15 protein-coding genes, 1 tRNA gene and 1 riboswitch are annotated in these 19,879 nt (G+C 65.1%); of the genes, 9 read left to right on the top strand and 7 right to left on the bottom strand.

All coding sequences use genetic code 11. From position 1 onward, the window contains the following. The first annotated feature begins 51 nt into the window (after positions 1-51). Positions 52-1,770: a heparinase II/III family protein gene (locus ACVWYQ_RS23640; RefSeq protein ID WP_271543179.1), complete on the top strand. Its 1,719-nt coding sequence runs from the start codon at positions 52-54 to the stop codon at positions 1,768-1,770. A gap of 59 nt (positions 1,771-1,829) precedes the next feature. Then, a riboswitch (ZMP/ZTP riboswitch) is annotated at positions 1,830-1,911 on the top strand. A gap of 24 nt (positions 1,912-1,935) precedes the next feature. Further along, positions 1,936-3,528 (top strand): bifunctional phosphoribosylaminoimidazolecarboxamide formyltransferase/IMP cyclohydrolase, encoded by a 1,593-nt coding sequence (gene purH, locus ACVWYQ_RS23635; protein ID WP_404545015.1) that lies wholly within the window; start codon positions 1,936-1,938, stop codon positions 3,526-3,528. 120 nt (positions 3,529-3,648) lie between these two features. Here purH and ACVWYQ_RS23630 read toward each other — a convergent pair whose 3' ends face one another. After that, positions 3,649-5,034 (bottom strand): MFS transporter, encoded by a 1,386-nt coding sequence (locus tag ACVWYQ_RS23630; protein WP_157285130.1) that lies wholly within the window; start codon positions 5,032-5,034, stop codon positions 3,649-3,651. Positions 5,035-5,134: 100 nt separating this feature from the next. Here ACVWYQ_RS23630 and ggt point away from each other — a divergent pair, with 100 nt between their 5' ends. Next, on the top strand, positions 5,135-6,886 hold the full coding sequence (gene ggt, locus ACVWYQ_RS23625) for a gamma-glutamyltransferase (protein ID WP_271543181.1): 1,752 nt from the start codon (positions 5,135-5,137) through the stop codon (positions 6,884-6,886). A gap of 29 nt (positions 6,887-6,915) precedes the next feature. Here the strand turns inward: ggt and ACVWYQ_RS23620 are convergent, their stop codons facing one another. Further along, positions 6,916-7,581 (bottom strand): glutathione S-transferase family protein, encoded by a 666-nt coding sequence (locus ACVWYQ_RS23620; protein ID WP_271543182.1) that lies wholly within the window; start codon positions 7,579-7,581, stop codon positions 6,916-6,918. Between the two features lie 150 nt (positions 7,582-7,731). Here ACVWYQ_RS23620 and ACVWYQ_RS23615 point away from each other — a divergent pair, with 150 nt between their 5' ends. The 4 genes from ACVWYQ_RS23615 (at position 7,732) to panE (ending at position 11,523) form a co-directional block, all read left to right on the top strand. Beyond that, complete coding sequence (locus ACVWYQ_RS23615) at positions 7,732-8,325, top strand: DUF2239 family protein (protein WP_271543183.1); 594 nt, start codon at positions 7,732-7,734, stop codon at positions 8,323-8,325. A gap of 88 nt (positions 8,326-8,413) precedes the next feature. Next, positions 8,414-9,763 (top strand): MATE family efflux transporter, encoded by a 1,350-nt coding sequence (locus ACVWYQ_RS23610; protein ID WP_271543184.1) that lies wholly within the window; start codon positions 8,414-8,416, stop codon positions 9,761-9,763. 102 nt (positions 9,764-9,865) lie between these two features. Then, positions 9,866-10,480 carry a 2-hydroxychromene-2-carboxylate isomerase gene (locus ACVWYQ_RS23605; protein WP_404545011.1) on the top strand — a complete coding sequence of 205 codons (615 nt, stop codon included), beginning with the start codon at positions 9,866-9,868 and terminating at the stop codon, positions 10,478-10,480. Positions 10,481-10,599: 119 nt separating this feature from the next. Then, positions 10,600-11,523 carry a 2-dehydropantoate 2-reductase gene (panE, locus tag ACVWYQ_RS23600; RefSeq protein ID WP_271543186.1) on the top strand — a complete coding sequence of 308 codons (924 nt, stop codon included), beginning with the start codon at positions 10,600-10,602 and terminating at the stop codon, positions 11,521-11,523. 194 nt (positions 11,524-11,717) lie between these two features. Here the strand turns inward: panE and ACVWYQ_RS23595 are convergent, their stop codons facing one another. From ACVWYQ_RS23595 to ACVWYQ_RS23580, 4 genes are all read right to left on the bottom strand, one after another. After that, positions 11,718-12,311: a c-type cytochrome gene (locus tag ACVWYQ_RS23595; RefSeq protein WP_271543187.1), complete on the bottom strand. Its 594-nt coding sequence runs from the start codon at positions 12,309-12,311 to the stop codon at positions 11,718-11,720. A gap of 191 nt (positions 12,312-12,502) precedes the next feature. Beyond that, positions 12,503-13,777 (bottom strand): PQQ-dependent sugar dehydrogenase, encoded by a 1,275-nt coding sequence (locus tag ACVWYQ_RS23590; protein ID WP_404545006.1) that lies wholly within the window; start codon positions 13,775-13,777, stop codon positions 12,503-12,505. A gap of 338 nt (positions 13,778-14,115) precedes the next feature. After that, positions 14,116-15,102: an NAD-dependent epimerase/dehydratase family protein gene (locus ACVWYQ_RS23585; protein ID WP_404545004.1), complete on the bottom strand. Its 987-nt coding sequence runs from the start codon at positions 15,100-15,102 to the stop codon at positions 14,116-14,118. 75 nt (positions 15,103-15,177) lie between these two features. After that, positions 15,178-15,252: transfer RNA gene (locus ACVWYQ_RS23580), tRNA-Gly, on the bottom strand. A gap of 271 nt (positions 15,253-15,523) precedes the next feature. Here ACVWYQ_RS23580 and trxA point away from each other — a divergent pair. Both trxA and ACVWYQ_RS23570 read left to right on the top strand, forming a co-directional pair. Further along, a complete protein-coding gene (gene trxA, locus ACVWYQ_RS23575; protein ID WP_025033093.1) occupies positions 15,524-16,447 on the top strand; it encodes a thioredoxin in 924 nt (307 codons plus the stop codon). Between the two features lie 105 nt (positions 16,448-16,552). Next, positions 16,553-17,230: an LON peptidase substrate-binding domain-containing protein gene (locus ACVWYQ_RS23570; protein ID WP_128265775.1), complete on the top strand. Its 678-nt coding sequence runs from the start codon at positions 16,553-16,555 to the stop codon at positions 17,228-17,230. Between the two features lie 14 nt (positions 17,231-17,244). Here ACVWYQ_RS23570 and ACVWYQ_RS23565 read toward each other — a convergent pair whose 3' ends face one another. Continuing rightward, positions 17,245-19,746: an EAL domain-containing protein gene (locus ACVWYQ_RS23565; protein WP_456726438.1), complete on the bottom strand. Its 2,502-nt coding sequence runs from the start codon at positions 19,744-19,746 to the stop codon at positions 17,245-17,247. Between the last annotated feature and the right edge of the window lie 133 nt (positions 19,747-19,879).

The following is a 19,879-nucleotide window of genomic DNA, read 5'->3' as shown; positions in this document are numbered from 1 at the left end:
TCAAGGCAAGGCGTGTCGGTCGCTCAACGCAGACGTATCTCGACGCTGGTCATGAACCGCTTCGCGCGGAACATGCTCGCGCGCGCGAGCGGCGGTTCCGTTGTGCTGTCGCGAGTCTGGCCCGGCCGTACCGACCGGCTGATCATCGCGCCGCATGACCTGCGGACCGCGGATGCGACTCGCGCTGCCGAGATCTATGCCGGTCGCTTCGTCTTCGCCGGCAAGATCGTCAATTGCCACGGCCGCTCGATCTTCGACCTCGAGCCGCCGTCGGAGGATTGGGAGGTTGCGCTGCTCGGCTTCGGCTGGCTGCGGCACTTGCGCGCCGCCGATACGGCGCTGACGCGGGCGAATGCGCGCGCGCTGATCGAGGACTGGATCTCGAATCCCGCCAACAAGCGCCGCCCCGTCGCGCGCCGTGCCGACGTGCTGGCGCGGCGCGTGATCTCGCTGCTGTCGCAGGCGCCGCTGGTGCTGAGCGAGACCGACAACAAGTTCTACCGCCGTTACTTGCGGGCGCTGGCGCGCGAGATCCGCTTCCTGCGCTATACCATGGTCGACATTCCGGACGGGGTGCCGAAGCTGCAGGTGCTGATCGCGCTGTGCTATGCGTCCCTGTGCCTCGCCAACCAGACGCGTCACATCCGCACCGCCTCCAAGAAGCTGTCCGACGAATTGCAGCGGCAGATCCTGCCCGATGGCGGCCACATCTCGCGCAATCCGGGGGCGCTGATCGAGCTCCTGATCGACCTCTTGCCGCTGCGGCAGACTTTTGCCGCGCGCAATATCGCGCCGCCGCCGGCGCTGCTCAATGCGATCGACCGCATGATGCCGATGCTGCGCTTCTTCCGGCACGGCGACGGCAATTTCGCCCTGTTCAACGGCATGAGCGCGACCTCGTCCGACCTGCTCGCCACGCTGCTCGCCTATGACGACACCCACGGCGTGCCGATGGCGAACATGCCGCATACCGGCTTTCAGCGCCTCGATGCCGGCCAGACCACTGTGATCATCGACACCGGCCCGCCGCCGCCGGCCGGCGTCAGCCACGACGCCCATGCCGGCTGCCTCTCGTTCGAATTGTCGTCCGGCATCAGCCGCATCGTCACCAATTGCGGCATGCCGACCACCGGCCGGGACAATTGGCGGCCGTTCGCACGCAGCACGGCGGCGCATTCGACCCTGACCTATCACGAGACGTCGTCATGCCAGTTCGTCGAGATGTCGGCGATGAAGCGGCTCCTGCACGGCGCGCCCGTCACCAGCGGCCCGGTCGAGGTCGAGAGTTATCGCGAGGTCGTGCAGAACGGCACGCTGCTCACGACCTCGCATGACGGCTATCTCGCCAAGTTCGGCGCGATCCACCGCCGCGTGCTGATGATCGCCAATGACGGCGCGCGCATCGACGGCGAGGACGCGCTGTCGCCGCCGCAGGGCGGACGCTTCAAGGGCGCCGATGCCGATTTCGCGCTGCGCTTCCATCTGCATCCGGCGGTGAAGGCGAGCCGGCTGTCGGATGCGCGCGGCGTCATGCTGGTGCTGCCGAACCGCGACGTCTGGACCTTCGAGGCATTGGACGACAAGGTCGATCTCGAGGACAGCGTATTCCTGGCCGGCAATGACGGCCCGCGCCGCACCGCCCAGATCGTGATCCGTCAGAACGCCCGCCAGGCCCCCTCGATCCGCTGGAGCTTTGTCCGCTCCACCGCCTCGCCCGCGGTGACCAATGCCCGCCGCAACGCCCGGCGCGAGCCGGAACTTCCGTTGTAAACAGGCGCGATCCGGCCCTATCTACCCGTTGAGAGCGACGCCAAAAGCTGCTATCGAGCGCTCGCTCGCGCGACTGGCGACCTTGGATGGAGCACCATCGGGAAGCGCGGGACATATAAGCCGCGCGCCTGGGCATAGACACTCCCTGAACAGAGGATCTTGCTCATGACTGACCATCCCCGCCGCGTCACCCGCGCCCTTCTCTCCGTCTCCGACAAGACCAGCCTGATCGAGTTCGCCAAGGCGCTCGCCGCGCACGATGTCGAGCTGGTTTCGACCGGCGGCACCGCGAAAGCGATCGCCGCGGCCGGCCTTAAGGTGAAGGACGTCTCCGACCTCACCGGCTTCCCCGAGATGATGGACGGCCGCGTCAAGACGCTGCATCCGAAGGTGCATGGCGGCCTGCTCGCGATCCGCGACAACAAGGAGCATGCGGAGGCGATGAAGGCGCATGGCATCGCGCCGATCGACCTCCTCGTCGTCAATCTCTATCCGTTCGAGGCGACCGTCGACAAAGGCGCGGGCTTCGAGGATTGCATCGAGAACATCGACATCGGCGGCCCCGCGATGATCCGCGCCGCCGCCAAGAATCACGACGACGTCGCCGTGGTGGTCGAGGCGCAGGACTATCAGGCCGTGCTCGACGAGCTTGCCGCCAACAAGGGCGCGACCACGCTGAAGCTTCGCCGGCGGCTTGCCGCGAAGGCCTATGCCCGCACTGCGGCCTATGACGCCGCGATCTCGAACTGGTTCAACCGTCAGCTCGAGGTCGACGCGCCCGACTTCCGCGCTTTCGGCGGCAGGCTGATCCAGTCGCTGCGCTACGGCGAGAACCCGCATCAGACCGCCGCGTTCTATGCGACACCGGACAAGCGCCCCGGCGTCTCCACCGCGCGGCAGCTCCAGGGCAAGGAGCTCTCCTACAACAACATCAACGACACCGATGCCGCCTATGAATGCATCGGCGAGTTCGACGCCAAGCGCACCGCGGCCTGCGTCATCGTCAAGCATGCCAATCCCTGCGGCGTCGCCGAAGGGCCGAACCTCGTCGAGGCCTATCGCAGGGCGCTGGCCTGCGATTCAACGTCCGCGTTCGGCGGCATCATCGCGATGAACCGCGCCCTCGATGCCGACACCGCGCGCGAGATCACCAAGATCTTCACCGAGGTCATCATCGCGCCCGACGCCAGCGAGGAGGCGATCGCCATCATCGGCGGCAAGAAGAACCTGCGCCTGCTGCTCGCCGGCAGCCTGCCCGATCCGCGTGCGCCGGGCCTGACCGCCAAGACGGTGGCCGGCGGCCTGCTGGTGCAAAGCCGCGACAACGCCGTGGTCGACGACATGACGTTCAAGGTCGTCACCAAGCGCGCGCCGACGGATGCGGAGATGCGTGATCTGAAGTTTGCGTTCCGGGTGGCAAAACACGTCAAGTCCAACACCATCATCTACGCCAAGGATCTCGCCACCGTCGGTATCGGCGCGGGTCAGATGAGCCGGGTGGATTCAGCGCGGATCGCCGCACGCAAGGCGCAGGATGCGGCGGCCGAGCTGAAGCTCGCCGAACCGCTCACCAAGGGTTCGGTGGTGGCCTCGGATGCATTCTTCCCGTTCGCCGACGGCATGCTCGCCTGCATCGAAGCCGGCGCCACCGCCGTGGTGCAGCCCGGCGGCTCCATGCGCGACGACGAGGTGATCAAGGCCGCGGACGAGCACGGCATCGCCATGGTGTTCACGGGAACGCGGCACTTCAGGCATTGAGACCATCGATTCGTCATTGCGAGCGAAGCGAAGCAATCCAGTCTCTCTCCGCAAGGAAGGTCTGGATTGCTTCGTCGCAAGTGCTCCACGCAATGACGAGGATAGAGTTGCGTGGTGCAGCTAATCCCGCACCCGCATCAACAGGCCCAATCCCGCGACGAAGAACACGACGAGCACGGCCATGCCGGCCTTCTGGCTGGCGGTCACCGCGGTGACCAGGCCGATCAGGAGCGGGCCGATGAAGGACGTCACCTTTCCCGTCAGCGCGAACAGGCCGAAATATTGCGCGATGCGATCCTTCGGTGCGAGATGGATCAGCAGCGTGCGGGAAGCGGCCTGGAGCGGGCCGCCGGCGGCACCGATCAGGCAGCCCAGCACCAGATAGGCGCGCTCGGCCGCGCTCGAGAACAGAGCAGCGCCCGCTTGCGGCGGCGCGGTCTTGACGAACAGGACGCTGTCCTTGTCGACCAGAAGAATCGCGGCCACCGACAGCAGCAGGACCAGCAGGCTGCCGGCGATGACGCGCTTCGGCCCGAGACGATCATCCAGCTTGCCGCCGAGCCAGGCGCCGAGCGCGCCGGCGATCGCGAGCATGATGCCGAACGTCCCGATCTGGATCGTGTGCCAGCCGAAGGTGCCCGCGGCATAGATGCCGCCGAAGGCGAACAGCGACACCAGACCATCGGTGTAGATCATGTTGGCGAGCAGGAATGCCGCGAGCGATTTCTGCCTCGGCAGACTCTTGATCGACTGCTTCAGCTCCGAGAGGCCCTCGCGCAACGCCTCGCCCAGCGGGCGCTTCGCCGGATAATCCGGCGTGAACAGGAACATCGGCGTCACGAAGATGATGAACCACAGCGCGGTCAGCGGCCCCGCGGCACGATCGCCCTGACGTGTGAGGGGATCGAGACCGAAGAGCGGCGTGACGCCGAGCAGCGTGCGGCCGGTCTCGGGATTGGCGGCGAGCAGGCCGAGCACGATGATCAGGCTGACGATGCCGCCAATGTAGCCCGTGGCCCAGCCGGTGCCGGAGAGACGGCCGATCCGCTCCGGCGGCACCAGGGTCGGCATCATCGCGTTGTTGAAGAGCGTGGCAAATTCCGCACCAACGCTGGCGAGCGCAACTGCGGTGAGCACCAGCGGAATGACGGCATGATCGCCGGGCTTGCCGATCCAGAGCGTGCAGGACGCCAGCACCAGCACCGTACCGAAACCTGCGATCCACGGTTTCCTGCGGCCCGAAGCGTCGGCGATGGCGCCGAGCACCGGCGACAACAGCGCGATCGCGAGGCCCGCGGCCGCCATCGCAAAGCCCCACAAGGATTGACCGGCGGCGGGATTTGGCGCAATGGCCGTCGCGAAATAGGGCGCGAACACGAAGGTCGTGATCAGCGTGAAATATGGCTGCGCGGCCCAATCGAAGAAGATCCAACTCACGACGGCGGCGCGCGGCGGATAGGTCCGCGCCACGCCGGCCATGCGCGCATCCGGGGCGATTGTCGTCATCACGCAGTACCCATCACGAACAGTTTTGCCTCTCTTAGAGCAAACGGTATAGCATTACGGTGACGGGTGTGAACCGGTTCAACGCCACGGCAGGAATTCGATGATGTCGTCATATTCGACACGGCGGAGATTTTTAGCCGCCATTGCTGCCCTGGTGCTCGGTCTCGCGCCTGCAACCGCTCAGGATGCACGGCAGGGCTATGTTCCGCCCGCACGCGAGGCGGTGCGCGCCGTCGCCGCCGAGCACGGCATGGTGGTGGCGCAGGAGAAGATCTCCGCGCAGATCGGCGCCGACATCCTGCGGCGCGGCGGCAATGCTATCGACGCTGCGGTCGCGACCGGCTTTGCGATGGCCGTGACCTATCCGCGTGCCGGCAATATCGGCGGCGGCGGCTTCATGGTGATCCATTCCGCCGATCGCAATGAAGACATCACGATCGACTATCGCGAAACCGCGCCGGCCGCCACCACGCCGCAGATCTTCCTCGGCGCCGACGGCAAGCCCGACGCGACGAAGTCACGGGACTCCGCGCTCGGCATCGGCGTGCCCGGCACCGTTGCCGGCCTCGCGCTCGCGCTCGAGAAATACGGCTCGGGTCAGTTCACGCTGGCGCAACTGCTGGCACCCTCGATTGCGCTCGCACGCGATGGCTTCATCGTCAGCGACGACATGGCCGATACGTTGCCGAGCTGGCACCGGCGGCTGGCACGCTGGCCTTCTTCGGCCAGGATCTTCTCGCGTCCGGATGGCACGCCGCTGGGCGAAGGCGATCGGCTGGTGCAGGGCGATCTCGCCGAAACGCTGGCGGCCGTCGCTGCACAGGGGCCGCGGGGATTCTATGAGGGGCCGGTCGCCGAGAAACTCACCAAGGCCGTGACCGATGCCGGCGGCATCATGACGCCGGCCGACCTCAAGGCCTATCAGCCGGTCATCCGCGCGCCGGTGCGTGGCAGCTACCGCGGCTATGACATCGTGTCGATGCCGCTACCCTCATCCGGCGGCGTCGTGCTGATGGAGACGCTCAACATCCTCGAGGGCTTCCCTCTGGCAGATCTGAAGCAGGGATCGGCGGCGTCGCTGCATCTCTTGATCGAAGCCATGAAGCGCGCTTATGCCGACCGCGCCCGCTATCTCGGCGATCCCGCCTTCGTCAACGCGCCGATCGAGACCCTCATTGCGAAGGACTATGCCGCGAAGCTGCGCGCGAACATTTCCTCCGAACGCGCCACGCCCTCGAAGGAGCTCGTGTCTGCTTCTGCCGCGCCGCGTGAGGGCAGCAACACCACGCATTTTTCCGTCGTCGACGCCCGCGGCAACGCCGTCAGCAACACCTACACGCTGAACTTCAGCTACGGCGTCGGCCTCGTCGCCGACGGCACCGGTGTGCTGCTCAACAACGAGCTCGACGATTTCACCGCGGCGGTCGGTGCGTCCAACGCCTATGGCCTCGTCGGCTTCGAGGCGAATCTGCCCGGACCCGGCAAGCGGCCGCTGTCGTCGATGTCGCCGACCATCGTGCTGAGGGACGGCAAGCCGGTGCTGGTGACGGGCTCGCCCGGCGGCAGCCGCATCATCTCGACTGTGCTGCAGGTGATCGTGAACGTGCTCGACTACAAGATGGATGTTGCGGCCGCCGTCGCAACGCCGCGGCTGCACCACCAATGGCTGCCGGATGAAGTGCGCGTCGAGCGCGGCTTTCCCGAGGGCGTGCTGCTCGAGCTGAAGGCGATGGGGCACCTCGTTGTCGAGCCTATGGGGCAGACATCTGCCAACTCGATTCTGGTGACACCGAACGGACCGCTGGGCGCAGCCGATCCGCGCACGCGCGGGGCGGAGGCGGCGGGGCAGTAACGTGCTCCCGGCATGTCGGGGTGGAAACTTTACCGCCCGACCTGATACGGCCCGCCCTTTTCCAGCGCGCGCACATATGCAGGGCGGGCGTGGATGCGCTCCAGGAACGCCATCGCCCTGGGATGGCCCTGCTCGAGCCCGCCGCGGGCTTGCGCCGCTTCGAGCGGAAAGCTCATCTGGATGTCGGCCGCACTGAACTCGCTGCCGGCGAACCACTCGCTCTTAGCGAGCTCGCCTTCCCAATAGTCCATGTGCTGCTTGAGCTGCGGATTGACCAGCGCGGTCAGTGCCTGGTTGCAGACCTTGCGCACCAGCGGGCGCAGCAAGGCCGGCGCACGCTTCGGCATCAGCGTGAACAGCAGCTTGAGCAGCAGCGGCTGCATCGCGGATCCTTCCGCATAGTGCAGCCAATAGGTGTAGCGCAGCCGCTCCGGCGTGTTCGGCGGCGGGATCAGCCGCCCGTTGCCATAGGTGGCGATGAGATATTCGATGATCGCGCCTGATTCGGCGATGGTGTTGCCGTTGTCGGTGATGACCGGCGACTTGCCCAGCGGATGGATGGCGCGCAGCTCCTTCGGCGCGCGCATGTCCGGCTGACGCTGATAGCGCACGATCTCGTAGGAAACGCCCAGCTCCTCGAGCAGCCACAGCACGCGCTGCGAGCGGGAATTGTTGAGGTGGTGAACGGTCAGCATCGCGGGGTCCTCAAGGCTTGGTCGTGGTCATCGGCCGCGCCGTTGGTGCCAGCCCGGCAACACAATGTCGAGCCGTCGCCGCAGATATTTTCACCCGGGTATATTGACGCGAGGAATTTACCCGGGTATTAAATCAGCAACGCGATCAATATGGCAATGATTCCAATGCAAGGGACCTACACAGCCTTCGCCGGCCAGCGCCGGCTGACCTCCGGCACGGCAGGCGAGGTTGCGCTTGCCGTCAAGCGGGCGACGCAACCGCTGGACCAGCCAATTGTCATCTTCGACGATAGCACCGGGCGGTCGATCGATTTCGACCTGCGCGGCGACGACCGCGAGGTGCTGGCCCGGCTGGCAACGCTCATGCCGCAAGCCGAGACGGCCGAAGCACCCGCAGAGCCGCGCGGGCGCGGCCGGCCGAAGCTCGGCGTGGTCGCGCGCGAGGTGACCTTGCTGCCGCGGCACTGGGAGTGGCTCAACGCACAGGCCGGCGGCGCTTCGGTCGCGCTGCGCAAGCTCGTCGACGAGGCCAGGCGCGCCAGCGGCGACAAGGACCGCGAGCGGCAGGCGCGCGATGCGGCCTACCACTTCATGTCGACCATGGCCGGCGACCTGCCGCAGTTCGAGGAGGCCTCGCGCGCGCTGTTCGCGGGTGACCGGCGACGCTTCACCTCGCTGATCGCCGATTGGCCGGCCGACATCCGCGACCACATCGTCCAGCTCGCTTACAGCCACCGCGCCTAAGCCGCGCGCCGCTTCTCACAACTCATCGACGGCCGAGCCGCGCATTGCGCGGCAACGGCTTCGCACGCCCTGATGAAAGGCCAATTCCATGTCTGCCGCAAAGCCACTCTGGACCACATTCCTCCGCTTCCTCGCACCCCTGATGCTGAGCAACGCGCTGCAATCGCTGTTCGGCACCGTCAGCAACGTCTATCTCGGCCAGATGGTCGGCGTCGGCGCGCTCGCCGCGGTGTCGGCGTTCTTCCCCGTGATGTTCTTCCTGTTCGCCTTCGTCATGGGCCTCAGCACCGGCGCCACCGTGCTGATCGGCCAGGCCTTCGGCGCCGGCGAGCATGGCCGGATCAAGATCATCGTCGGCACGACACTCGCCGTCGGCCTGCTGCTCTCGATAGCGATTGCACTCGTTGGCGGGATCTTCAGCCGGCCCCTGATGGCCATGCTCGCCACTCCCGCGGACATTCTCGATGAAGCCAGCGCCTATGCGCGTATCATGCTGTTGACGATGCCGCTCGGCTTCATCTTCCTGCTGATGACGGCGATGATCCGCGGCGTCGGCGATGGACTGACGCCGCTGCTGGCGCTGGCCTTGTCGACGGCGATCGGCCTGATCCTGACGCCGATGCTGATCCGCGGCACGTTCGGATTGCCGGTGGCCGGCATCACCAGTCCTGCCTGGGCGGCTGCGATCTCGAACACGCTGACGCTGATCGTGCTGGCTGCCTATCTGCTGCGGAGAAAGCACACGCTCGCGCCGGATGCGACGCTGCTGCGTCACCTCCGGCTGAACGGCGCCGTGCTCGGCAAAGTCCTCGGCATCGGCCTGCCGAGCGCGATCGGCATGGTGGTGATGGCGATCGCCGAGCTTGTGCTGCTCGGCCTCGTCAACGGCTTCGGCTCGAATGCCACCGCGGCCTATGGCGCCGTCAACCAGGTGATGGGCTACACCCAGTTCACGGCGATGTCGATTTCGATCGCGGTCTCGATCCTCGGCGCCCAGGCCGTCGGCGGCGACGACCGGGCCCGGCTCGACGGCATCGTGCGGATGGGCCTTGCGTTCAACATCGTCCTGACCGGCGGGTTGGTGGCGCTGATCTATCTCGCGCCACGCGCGGTGCTCGGTATCTTCATCACCGACGGCGCCGTGCTGGATCTGGCGAAGGGATTGCTCAACATCGCCTTGTGGAGCTCGGTGCCGTTCGGGCTCGCCACCGTGTTCTCGGGCGCGATGCGCGGCGCCGGCGTCGCATTGACGCCGATGCTGCTGTCGATCTTCGCGATCGCCGCAATCGAGCTGCCGGCTGCAATCATCCTCAGCCGCACGGTCGGCCTGACCGGCGTGTGGGCTGCCTATCCCATCGTATTCTGCGCCATGTTGATTCTGCAGATGGGCTATTACCATCTGGTGTGGCGCAAGCGGGCGATCCAGCGCCTGATCTGATCGTCAGAGTATTATGACCATCATTAAACGATGGACCTGTGGCGCGGCCTGCGCCACAATGAAAAAAAGCCACTCAGAATGCTAAGACCAGGGAGAATAATTTTGACCCGCACCGCCCCGCAATTCCTGTTCGATTTCGGTAGCCCCAACGCCTATCTCAGCCATCTGGCGATTCCGGCCATCGAACAGCGGATCGGCGTCAAGTTCGAATACGTGCCGATCCTGCTCGGCGGCATCTTCAAGTCGACCAACAACAAGTCGCCGGCCGAGACGCTCGCCGGCATCAAGAACAAGCGGGAGTTCCAGCAGGTCGAGACCGAGCGCTTCATCAAGCGCTTCCATGTCCAGCCCTATGTCTGGAATCCGCACTTTCCCGTCAACACGCTGAACCTGATGCGCGCCGCGATCGCGGCGCAGCTCGAGGGCGTGTTCGAGCAGTATGTCGAGGCCGCCTTCCACCACATGTGGCGCGAGCCGAAGAAGATGGACGATCCCGAGATCGCGGCGAAGGCGCTGGCGTCGTCTGGTCTCGATGCGCAAAAGCTGTTCGCCCGCGCCGGGGAACCCGAGGTCAAGGCCAAACTGATCAAGAACACCGAGGAGGCGGTCGCCCGCGGCGCGTTCGGTTCGCCGACCTTCTTCGTCGGCAGCGAGATGTTCTTCGGCAAGGAGCAGCTGCGCGAGGTCGAGGAGATGGTGCTCGAGAAAGGCGAGTAGTGAATGGCGAATGGCGAGTAGTGGAAACGTTACTCGCGTTTCGTAACTTGCTATTCTATTCGCTACTCCCTATTCGCCATTCGCCTCTTTCTGAAGAACAACAATAACGGAGTTCTCCCATGCGCATCCTCGTGGTCGGCGCCGGCGCCATCGGCGGCTATTTTGGTGGCAGGCTGTTGCAGGCCGGCCGCGACGTCACCTTCCTGGTTAGGTCGCGCCGCGCCGGCGAGCTCGCGAGCGCCGGCCTCGTCATCAAGAGCCCGAACGGCGATGTGACCTTGAAGAACCCGCCGTCGGTTCAAGCTGACGCGATCAAGGACAAATTCGAGGTCGTGCTGCTCAGCTGCAAGGCGTTCGACCTCGACGATGCCATCAAGTCGTTTGCCCCGGCGGTGGGGCCGAACACCGCGATCATCCCGATGCTCAACGGCATGAAGCATCTCGACACGCTGGATACGAGGTTCGGCAAGGAACGCGTGCTCGGCGGCCTCTGCGCCATCGCCGCGACGCTGAACGATAAGCGCGAGGTGGTGCAGCTCCAGCCGATGCAGTCGATCAGCTACGGCGAGCGCGACGGCGGGATGTCGGACCGGGTGAAGGCGATCGACGAGGCCTTCAAGAGCGGCATCAATGGCGCCAGCGCCAGCCAGAACATCATGCAGGACATGTGGGAGAAGTGGGTGTTCCTGTCCTCGCTCGCAGCAAGCACCAGCCTGATGCGGACATCCGTCGGCAATATCCTCGCCGCGCCCGGCGGCCGGGAGTTCCTGCTCGGCATGCTGGATGAGACCAGCGCGGTTGCCACGGCGTCCGGCTATCCGCCGGGCGGCCCGTTCTTCGATCGCGTCAAAGGCAATCTCACCACCGAGGGCTCGCCGCTGACGGCATCGATGTTCCGCGACATCAAGGCCGGCCTGCCTGTCGAGGCCGATCACGTCATCGGCGATCTCATCGCGCGCGCCGACGCCGCCAAGGTGCCGGTGCCGAAGCTGCGCATCGCCTATACGCATCTGAAGGCGTATGAGAAGCAGCGGGCGGGGTAGGGCGTAACCACACATTCGGTGTCGTCCCGGGGCGCGCGCCGCGCGAGCCCGGGACCCATAACCACAGGGAGTGGTCATGGGGCGAAGTGGTGACTCCAGAGTCTTCGCAAAACTCTTGCCTGTGGCTATGGATCCCGGGCTCGCGACTTCGTCGCGCCCCGGGATGACGGCTGTGCTTGCCGCAGCATCCCGCGCTATTTCAAATGCGCGAGATAGTGCGAGACGGCGGTGATCTCCTCATCGCTCATGTGATAGGCGACGTCGGCCATCGCGGCGACGCCGCCGCCGACACGCTGGCCGGCCTTGTAATCGTGCAGCGCCTTGACGAGATATTCCTCGCGCTGGCCGGCGAGCCGCGCCACCGCCTTGGTACCGGCATAGCTGTCGGTATGGCATGAGGCGCAGCGGCGGCCGGCGGCAACCTGCGCGCCCTTCTTCGACAGGTCGGGATCCCCGTCCTCGGGTCCCTTCGGCGGCGTCAGCGAGGCGAAGTAAGCGCCGAAATTGCGGATGTCCTCGTTGCTGATCCCTTCCACGATCGGCTGCATCTGATCGTTCTTGCGCGCGCCGGCGCGGAAGAACACGAGCTGCCATTGCAGGAATTGATCGGGCTGGCCGGCGAGCGAGGGGATGTTCTCGGTCTGCGAAATGCCGTTCTCGCCGTGGCAGCCGGAGCAGGCGGCGGCCTTCTCCTTGATCGCGGCATTGTCGGCGGCCTCGGCTTGAATGAAGGCGATCACTGCGAGCGATAGCGCGCCGATTACGGACCAAGAGAACTGACGGCGCATGATTGGAAATCCGTTCTGTCCTGCGTCATTCCGGGTTTGCCACTTGGCGCGGCCGCAATCCATAATCCCGTTGGTGGTTACGGGTTCCGGACTTGCGCGCAAGTGGCGCGCAATCCGGAACGACGGCGTGGGGCTTCAAAATGGGAGAAGCTGCGGCCGTCACCCGGCCGCAGCTTCTCCGTCAGGTCGCGCTACTTCTTGCTGTAGCTGATGCGATAGATCGCGCCGGCCCAATCGTCCGCCACGAGGATCGATCCGTCCTTGGCGATGATGATGTCGTTGGGACGGCCGAGATAGCCCTGGTCACCCTCGAGCCAGCCGGACGCGAAGATCTCCCGCTTCGGGTTCTTGCCGTCGGGTCCGACGATCACGCGCACGATGCGCGCGCCCTGGTACTTGTGGCGATTCCAGGAGCCGTGCTCCGCGATCAGGATGTTGTTCTTGTAGTCCGCGGGGAACTGGTCGCCGGTGTAGAACTTCATGCCGAGCGGGGCGACATGGGCACCGAGATTCAGCACGGGCGGCGTGAACTCGGAGCATTTGTGGCCCATCGCGAACTTGTCGTCAGGCAGATTGCCCTGATGGCAATAGGGATAGCCGAAATGTTCGCCGATCCGGTTGATCATGTTCAGCTTGTCCGAGGGCAGATCATCGCTGATCCAGTCGCGGGCATTCTCAGTGAACCAGTATTTGCCGGTGCGCGGATCGACGTCGCCGCCGACCGAGTTGCGGACGCCGAGCGCCCAGATTTCGGCGTTGCCGGTCTTGGGATCGACGCGCCGGATCTGCGACACGCTGGTCGGCGGAATGCCGATGTTGAAGGGCGGGCCGAACGGCAGGAAGAACCAGCCTTCCTTGTCGACCGCGATGTACTTCCAGCCATGCGCGGCATAGGACGGCATGTCGTCATAGACGACCTTGCCCTGGCCGAGATTGTCGAGATTGGCTTCGGCGTTGTCGTAGCGGATCAGCTTGTCGACGGCGATGACGTAGAGCGCACCGTCCCGGAAGGCGAGACCGGTGGGCATGTTCAGGCCCTTGAGGACGGTCTTGACCTCCTTCTTTCCGTTGTTGTCCTTGATGGCATAGACGTTGCCGAGACCGAACGAGCCGACGAACAACGTGCCCTTGTCACCCCAGGCCATCTGCCGCGCGGCCAGCACGCCGGAGGCGTAGACCTCGATCTTGAAGCCCGGCGGCAGCTTGATCTTCTTGACGATGTTGGCGAGCTCGGCGTCGGAGGCGCCGGTCGGCGGGCCCGACGGCGGCGCGAGGCCCTTCTGCGCCTCGGTCTCGTCACCGAGGAACCAATCGTCAGGCGGATGGGTCCAGAATTCCTTGGTGCTGGAATCGTATTTCTTCAGCGGCTTGCTCTTGTCCTGCTGCTGCGCGTTGCCGGCGCCGGTCCCGGCGAGAAGAGCCACGGCCGCAAGCGCTAACACGGATCGATGGAACATCGATGTCATCGCATCACTCCCCTAAGGCAGCCGTCAGGGCTGCGCGTTATTTTGTTTTGCTAGTCGAGAGGCGAAGTCTTGAGCCCGTCGGGACGACAGGCGCAAAAAGGTTAGCACATCTGCCCATCGTGAGAAGCGCGCCGGATGCAGCGCGGCTGCGCGCATGAAAAATTGAGACGGAACGTGAATGAACGGATGAACGCGGCGACAACGCGTTCTCGCTGCAACGCGGAATCAGGGTTGGACATACAAAAGTGCGAAAACAACCCCATGCACAGTAGAACGGCGCAATTGGCCCGCGCGCGGTGAGGCCGGACAGTCATTTGACGCGTCGAGTAAAATTGCGATTACGACGCGACGGGGTAGGGTCCGTCGTCGAATAGCGTGTCGTGATAGCCTTTCGATCCGACCTCACGCGCCAGCGCGCTGCGGACATCGCGGCCATCGCGCAGGCTGCGCAGCACGTGCGCGAAGTCGAATTCGGGTCGCCAGCCGAGCTCCCGCCGCGCCCGCGCGTTGACATAGACCCGGTCAATCGCGGGGAAGAGCCGCCAGCCGCGCGCCGCATAGAGCTGCGCGCACTCCGGATAGAGCTCGCGCACGACAGTGGCGGCATCGCGCGCCAGCGCTCCGAGATGACGTTGCTCGAACGGGCTCGTCGCCGAGACGATGTAGCGGGCGAAGCCGATGCCGGGCGCACGCTCGACGGCAGCTAGATGCGCGCTCACTGCGTCCGCGATATCCAGCCGGCGGTAGAGCATCTCGTTGGCCTGCGCGTTGTCCAGCGCGTAGGCCGATCGCATCGCCGGATCGTCGTCGTCCTCCGGAAAGAAGCGCGAGGTCCGCAGAACCACGATCGGTAGCGCGCGCTCGCGAAAGAACAGCTCGCAGAGGTTCTCGGCCATCAGCTTGGTCGTGCCGTAGATGTTCTTCGGCACCGACGGCAGCTCCTCGGTGACCCACACCGCGGCCTGTCCCGCCTCAGACCGCAGCTGCGAGCCGAACGCGCTGGTGGTGCTGGTGAAGACAAAACTCTTCACGCCGGCCGCTGCAGCCGCTTCGAGCAGATTCAGCGTGCCTGACACGTTGGTATCGACGAAGTCCTGCTTGGAGTGCGTCGCCACATGCGGCTTGTGCAGCGTCGCGGTGTGGATCACGGCAGTGATGCCGTCCATCTGCCGCCGCACGAAGGTGGGATCGACGATGGAGCCGACAGCGTCGGTGAAGGGGGAGCTCTTTAGATCAAGCCCGCGGGCAGGCGACCCGCGCCCACGCAGCGTCCGCAGGATGGCCTCGCCAAGGTGACCTGCGCTGCCTGTGACCAGAATTGTCATGTGAGACCCGAACAGCCGCCAGCGGCGCGGAAAACCGCGGCCTGATCCGGTTTGGCTGGATGCTTTGGAGAAAACTGGAGCGGGCGAAGGGGCTCGAACCCTCGACCCCGACCTTGGCAAGGTCGTGCTCTACCACTGAGCTACACCCGCATCCTGTGTCGGTCGCGTGACGCGCCGGCAACGGCTGTCGTATGCCAAAAGCGGGAGGGGAATGCAACAGCTACGGGCGGCCTCAATTCGCATTTGCGGCGCCATATGGAGCCCGAAGCTGGCCAAATTGACCGGAAAGGCCTCGGAACCGGCGAATCGGGGTGCCTGGATTGAAATTCGGCCCATTCGGCCCAATTTAGGAGCCGACCACAAGCATATGACGCGGCGGCGTGCTAAAGAGCCGCCATTCCAGACATGACGAGGGAATCCCGTGACGATCATCGACCAGGGTAACGGAGCGGCGGGCCCGGCTGCGGCCGACCTGATCAAGGACACCACCACCCAGACCTTCGTGAAGGACGTCATCGAGGAATCGAAGCGCCAGCCCGTGCTGATCGATTTCTGGGCGGAATGGTGCGGCCCCTGCAAGCAGCTCACCCCCGTCCTGGAGAAGGCGGTGAAGGCGGCCAAGGGCAAGGTCAAGCTGGTCAAGATGAACATCGACCATCATCCGGCGATCCCGGGCCAGATGGGCATCCAGTCGATCCCGGCCGTGATCGCCTTCGTCAACGGCCAGCCGGCCGACGGCTTCATGGGCGCGGTGCCGGAGAGCCAGGTCAACGCCTTCATCGAGCGGCTGACCAAGGGCGTCACCGCGCCGGGCGAGGTCAACGTCGCCGAGATCGTGCAGGAGGCCGACGCGGTGCTCGCCGAGGGCGACGCGGCGGCGGCGGCGCAGATCTATGCCGAGGCGCTGCAGCATGATTCGACCAACATCGCGGCGCTCGCGGGCCTTGCCAAGTGCTACGCCGTTTCGGGCGCGATGGAGCAGGCCAAGCAGACGCTGGCCATGGTGCCGGAATCCAAGCGCAACGACCCGGCCGTGAAGGCGGTGCAGACCGCGATCGATCTCGCCGAGCAGGCGAAATCGCTCGGACCGGTTGCCGAGCTGGAACAGAAAGTCGCCGCAAATCCGCTCGATCATCAGGCCCGGTTCGACCTCGCCACCGCGCTCAACGCCCAAGGCAACCGCGCGGCGGCGACCGAGCAGCTGCTCGAGATCATCAAGCGCGACCGCAAATGGAACGACGACGGCGCCCGCAAGCAGCTGGTGCAGTTCTTCGAGGCCTGGGGCGGCACGGATGATGCAACCGTCGAAGGCCGCAAACGTTTGTCGACGATCCTGTTTTCGTAACGGCCTTTTTTGAGCATGATCTGTTCGGAAAACCGCTCCACACTTTGCGCTAACGCGGTCCTTCGGATCCGGATCATGCGCTAGCAACGCCAGGGGACCGGGCAGATGCCGATCAACATCGAATATCGCGGGCCCGCCGACCTCCCGGAGATCATTCCGGTCTTCCCGCTACCGGGCGCGCTGCTGCTGCCCCGCGGCCAGATGCCGCTCAACATCTTCGAGCCGCGCTACCTTTCGATGGTCGACGATTCCTTCCGCGACGGCCATCGCCTGATCGGCATGATCCAGCCCGACATCGCGCATTCGCGGAAGGATTCCGACAAGCCGGCCCTGTTCAGCGTCGGCTGCGTCGGCCGCATCACCCAGCTCGCCGAGTCCGGCGACGGCCGCTACATCCTCGAGCTCACCGGCGTTTCGCGCTTCAAGGTGGTCGAGGAGCTCGAGGTGCTCACCCCCTATCGGCAGTGCAAGGTGGACTTCTTCGCCTATGTCGACGATTTCACCGCGCGCCGCGGCGAGGAGGAGGTCGACCGCGAGGCGCTGCTGGCGGTGCTGGCGGACTTCCTGAAGGCCAACAACCTCAAGGTCGACTGGGAGGGCGTCGAGAGCGCGCCCAATGAAGCCCTCGTCAACGCGCTCGCGATGATGTCGCCCTATGGCCCCGCCGAGAAGCAGGCCATGCTGGAGGCGCCCGACCTGAAGACCCGCGCCGAGATCCTGATCGCCGTCACCGAAATGGACCTCGCCAAGAAGCGCACCAGCGGCGATCCGCCGCTGCAGTGATCGGCAAGCGCGAGCTAAGCGGCAAACTCGCCGGCCTCGGCCCTTCGATCCGCAAGCCGCGCGATCGTCGAGGCCCGTACCGGCGGGCTGAGGTGGAAGCCCTGCGCCTCGACGCAGCCCTCTTGGCGCAGGACCTCCAGCTGCTCGGCGGTTTCGACGCCTTCGGCGGTGGACGTCTTGCCGAGACTCGTGGCGAATTGGACCACGGCCCGCGCGATGCGATGGGGCTCCTCCATCGGATTGGACAGCTCGCTGACGAAGCTGCGATCGATCTTGATCTTGTCGAATGGAAACTTCTGCAGAAAGCTGAGCGACGAATAGCCGGTGCCGAAATCGTCGAGGGCAATCCGCACTCCGAGCTCGCGCAGCTGGCTGAGTGCTGCGAATACGGTCCCGCTGTCATGCATGATGACGGTTTCGGTGACCTCGAGCTCGAGCCGATCTGAAGCGATCCCCGAAGCCGCCAGTGCGCTCACAATTGTCGACACGAGCTCCTTGCTCCTGAATTGCGCTGGAGACAGGTTGATCGCGATCTTTAGGTCGGAACGCCATTTCGCCGCTTCGGCACAAGCGGTTCTCAACACCCATTCCCCCAGCAGCAGGATCAAGCCGGTTTCCTCCGCGACGGGAATGAATTCGCCGGGCGAGACCAGACCGCGCTCGGGATGATGCCAACGCAGCAACGCCTCGAAGCCACAGGTCTCGCCGCTCTTCAAATTGACGAACGGCTGGTAGTGGAGTTCGAATTCGCTCCTCGCAAGCGCCTTCCGCAAATCCCGCTCCAGGTTGCGGCGCGCCTGCAGGAGCCGGTCCAGCTCCGGCTCGAAGAAGCGGAATGCGCCACGTCCGCCGCTCTTGGCCGAGTAGAGGGCAAGATCTGCGCTCCTGAGGATCGTGTCGGAATCGGCGCCGTCTCGGGGCGCAAGGGCGATCCCGATGCTGGTGCCTACGACGACCTGATGATCGCCGAGATCGAACGGCTCGCTGAGCGCGCCATGGATCGTCTCGGCGAGAGAGGCCGCGTCCGCAGCCGGATTGGTCACGTAGTCGACGATTGCGAATTCGTCGCCGCCCAGTCGGGCGACGAACGTCGTTTCCCTGACGCAGTCCAGCAAGCGCGCCGCGACCGAGCGCAGCAGCAGGTCGCCCGCCGGATGTCCGAGCGTGTCGTTGACCTCCTTGAAGCGGTCGAGATCGAGCAAGAGAACCGCCAAATGTAGGTTTCCGCCACGCGTATCGGCAAGAGCGGGCTCCAGACGCGCCTTGAGCAGCACGCGGTTCGGTAACTCGGTGAGCGCATCGTGTTCCGCCATGTAGGTGATCTTCGCTTCGGACCGGCGTTGCTCGGTGACATCCAGATGCGTAGCCACCCAGCCGCCGCCGGCCATCGGCTGCCGCGTCACGCAGATCAGCCGCCCATCGGCAAACGCATCGATGCGGCTCGAAACGACATGGATCGGCAGCGCATCGAGCCTGGCGATCTGCCGTTCGGCGGCGAAATCGCTGGCCTCGCCTTCGAGTACGCCGCTCGTGACGCGATGTCTGATGATGTCGCGGTGGGGAGTTCCCGCACGCAGCAATTCCGGGGGCAGCCGGTACAACCGGGCGTAACGCTCGTTGCAGATGACGAGCCGCTTCTCGGCGTCGAACATGCAAAGGCCTTCGACCATGTGGTTGATGGCCGTGTCCAGCCTCAGCTTCTGCTCCTTGAGCTCGTTCTGCGACCCTTCGAGCTGCTGCCGGGCGATGGAGAGCTGGCTGATGATCTCCTCGAACCTGGCAGTTCTGGTCGCCAGACGACGATCGGCCAGCACGCCGATCAGGCTCATGCCCAGCACCGACAATGCGACGCCGGCGATGGCGAGCGCGAGGAAGGCCGGAGACAGCGAAAGCGTATCGGTCGCGAGCGCCGGATCCGGTGTGATCTTCACGGCGCCCATGGCCGTGAAGTGATGCGACACGATGGCGAGCGTCAGCAGGGTGGCGGCTGCCAGCGTGCCGCTATAACCCTGACGGGTGAGCGCTGCCGCCAGCGCAGCGTAGCCGAAACACATGCCCAGAACGATGGAGAGGAGCACGAGGTCCACGGACCAGGAGACTCGGCCCGGCACTTCGAGCGCCCACATTCCGAGATAGTGCATGCTGGCAATGCCGCCGCCGATGATGACGCCGCCAGCCGCCGCGCGCCAGCGGCCGGACGTGACGACCGCGACGCCGAAGCCGACCGAGGTCAGCAGCATTGCCGCCGCGAGAGAGGACGCCGTTAACACGATGCCGTAGCCCGTGGAGACCCCGGGCTCGTAGGCGAGCATCGCGACGAAATGCGTAGCCCAGATCCCGTATCCGATGGCCGCGCCGGCAATGGCGATCCAGATCCACCGGGTTCTCCCGCGCGTTGCGATCGCGCGGTGGAAGATGCTGACCGCGACGATGCTGGCAACGAAGCAGACCAGAGCAGCGAGCACGACGAGCCGCCAATCGTGCTCGGCCGTAAGACAGGAGAAAACGCGGAACATTCAGTCTCGCCCCATCGTCGATATTGTTGATATTGTCGATGCTGGACCGGCTAATCGCCCTTCGCGTTAATTTTGTGCCGCGCCTGATCGCATGCTTAGCGCCACGTCAACACCGTCCGGAAAATTTGATCTT

The organism is Bradyrhizobium sp. USDA 3397 (assembly GCF_054060965.1).
This window is presented reverse-complemented; position numbering and strand designations above follow the sequence as displayed.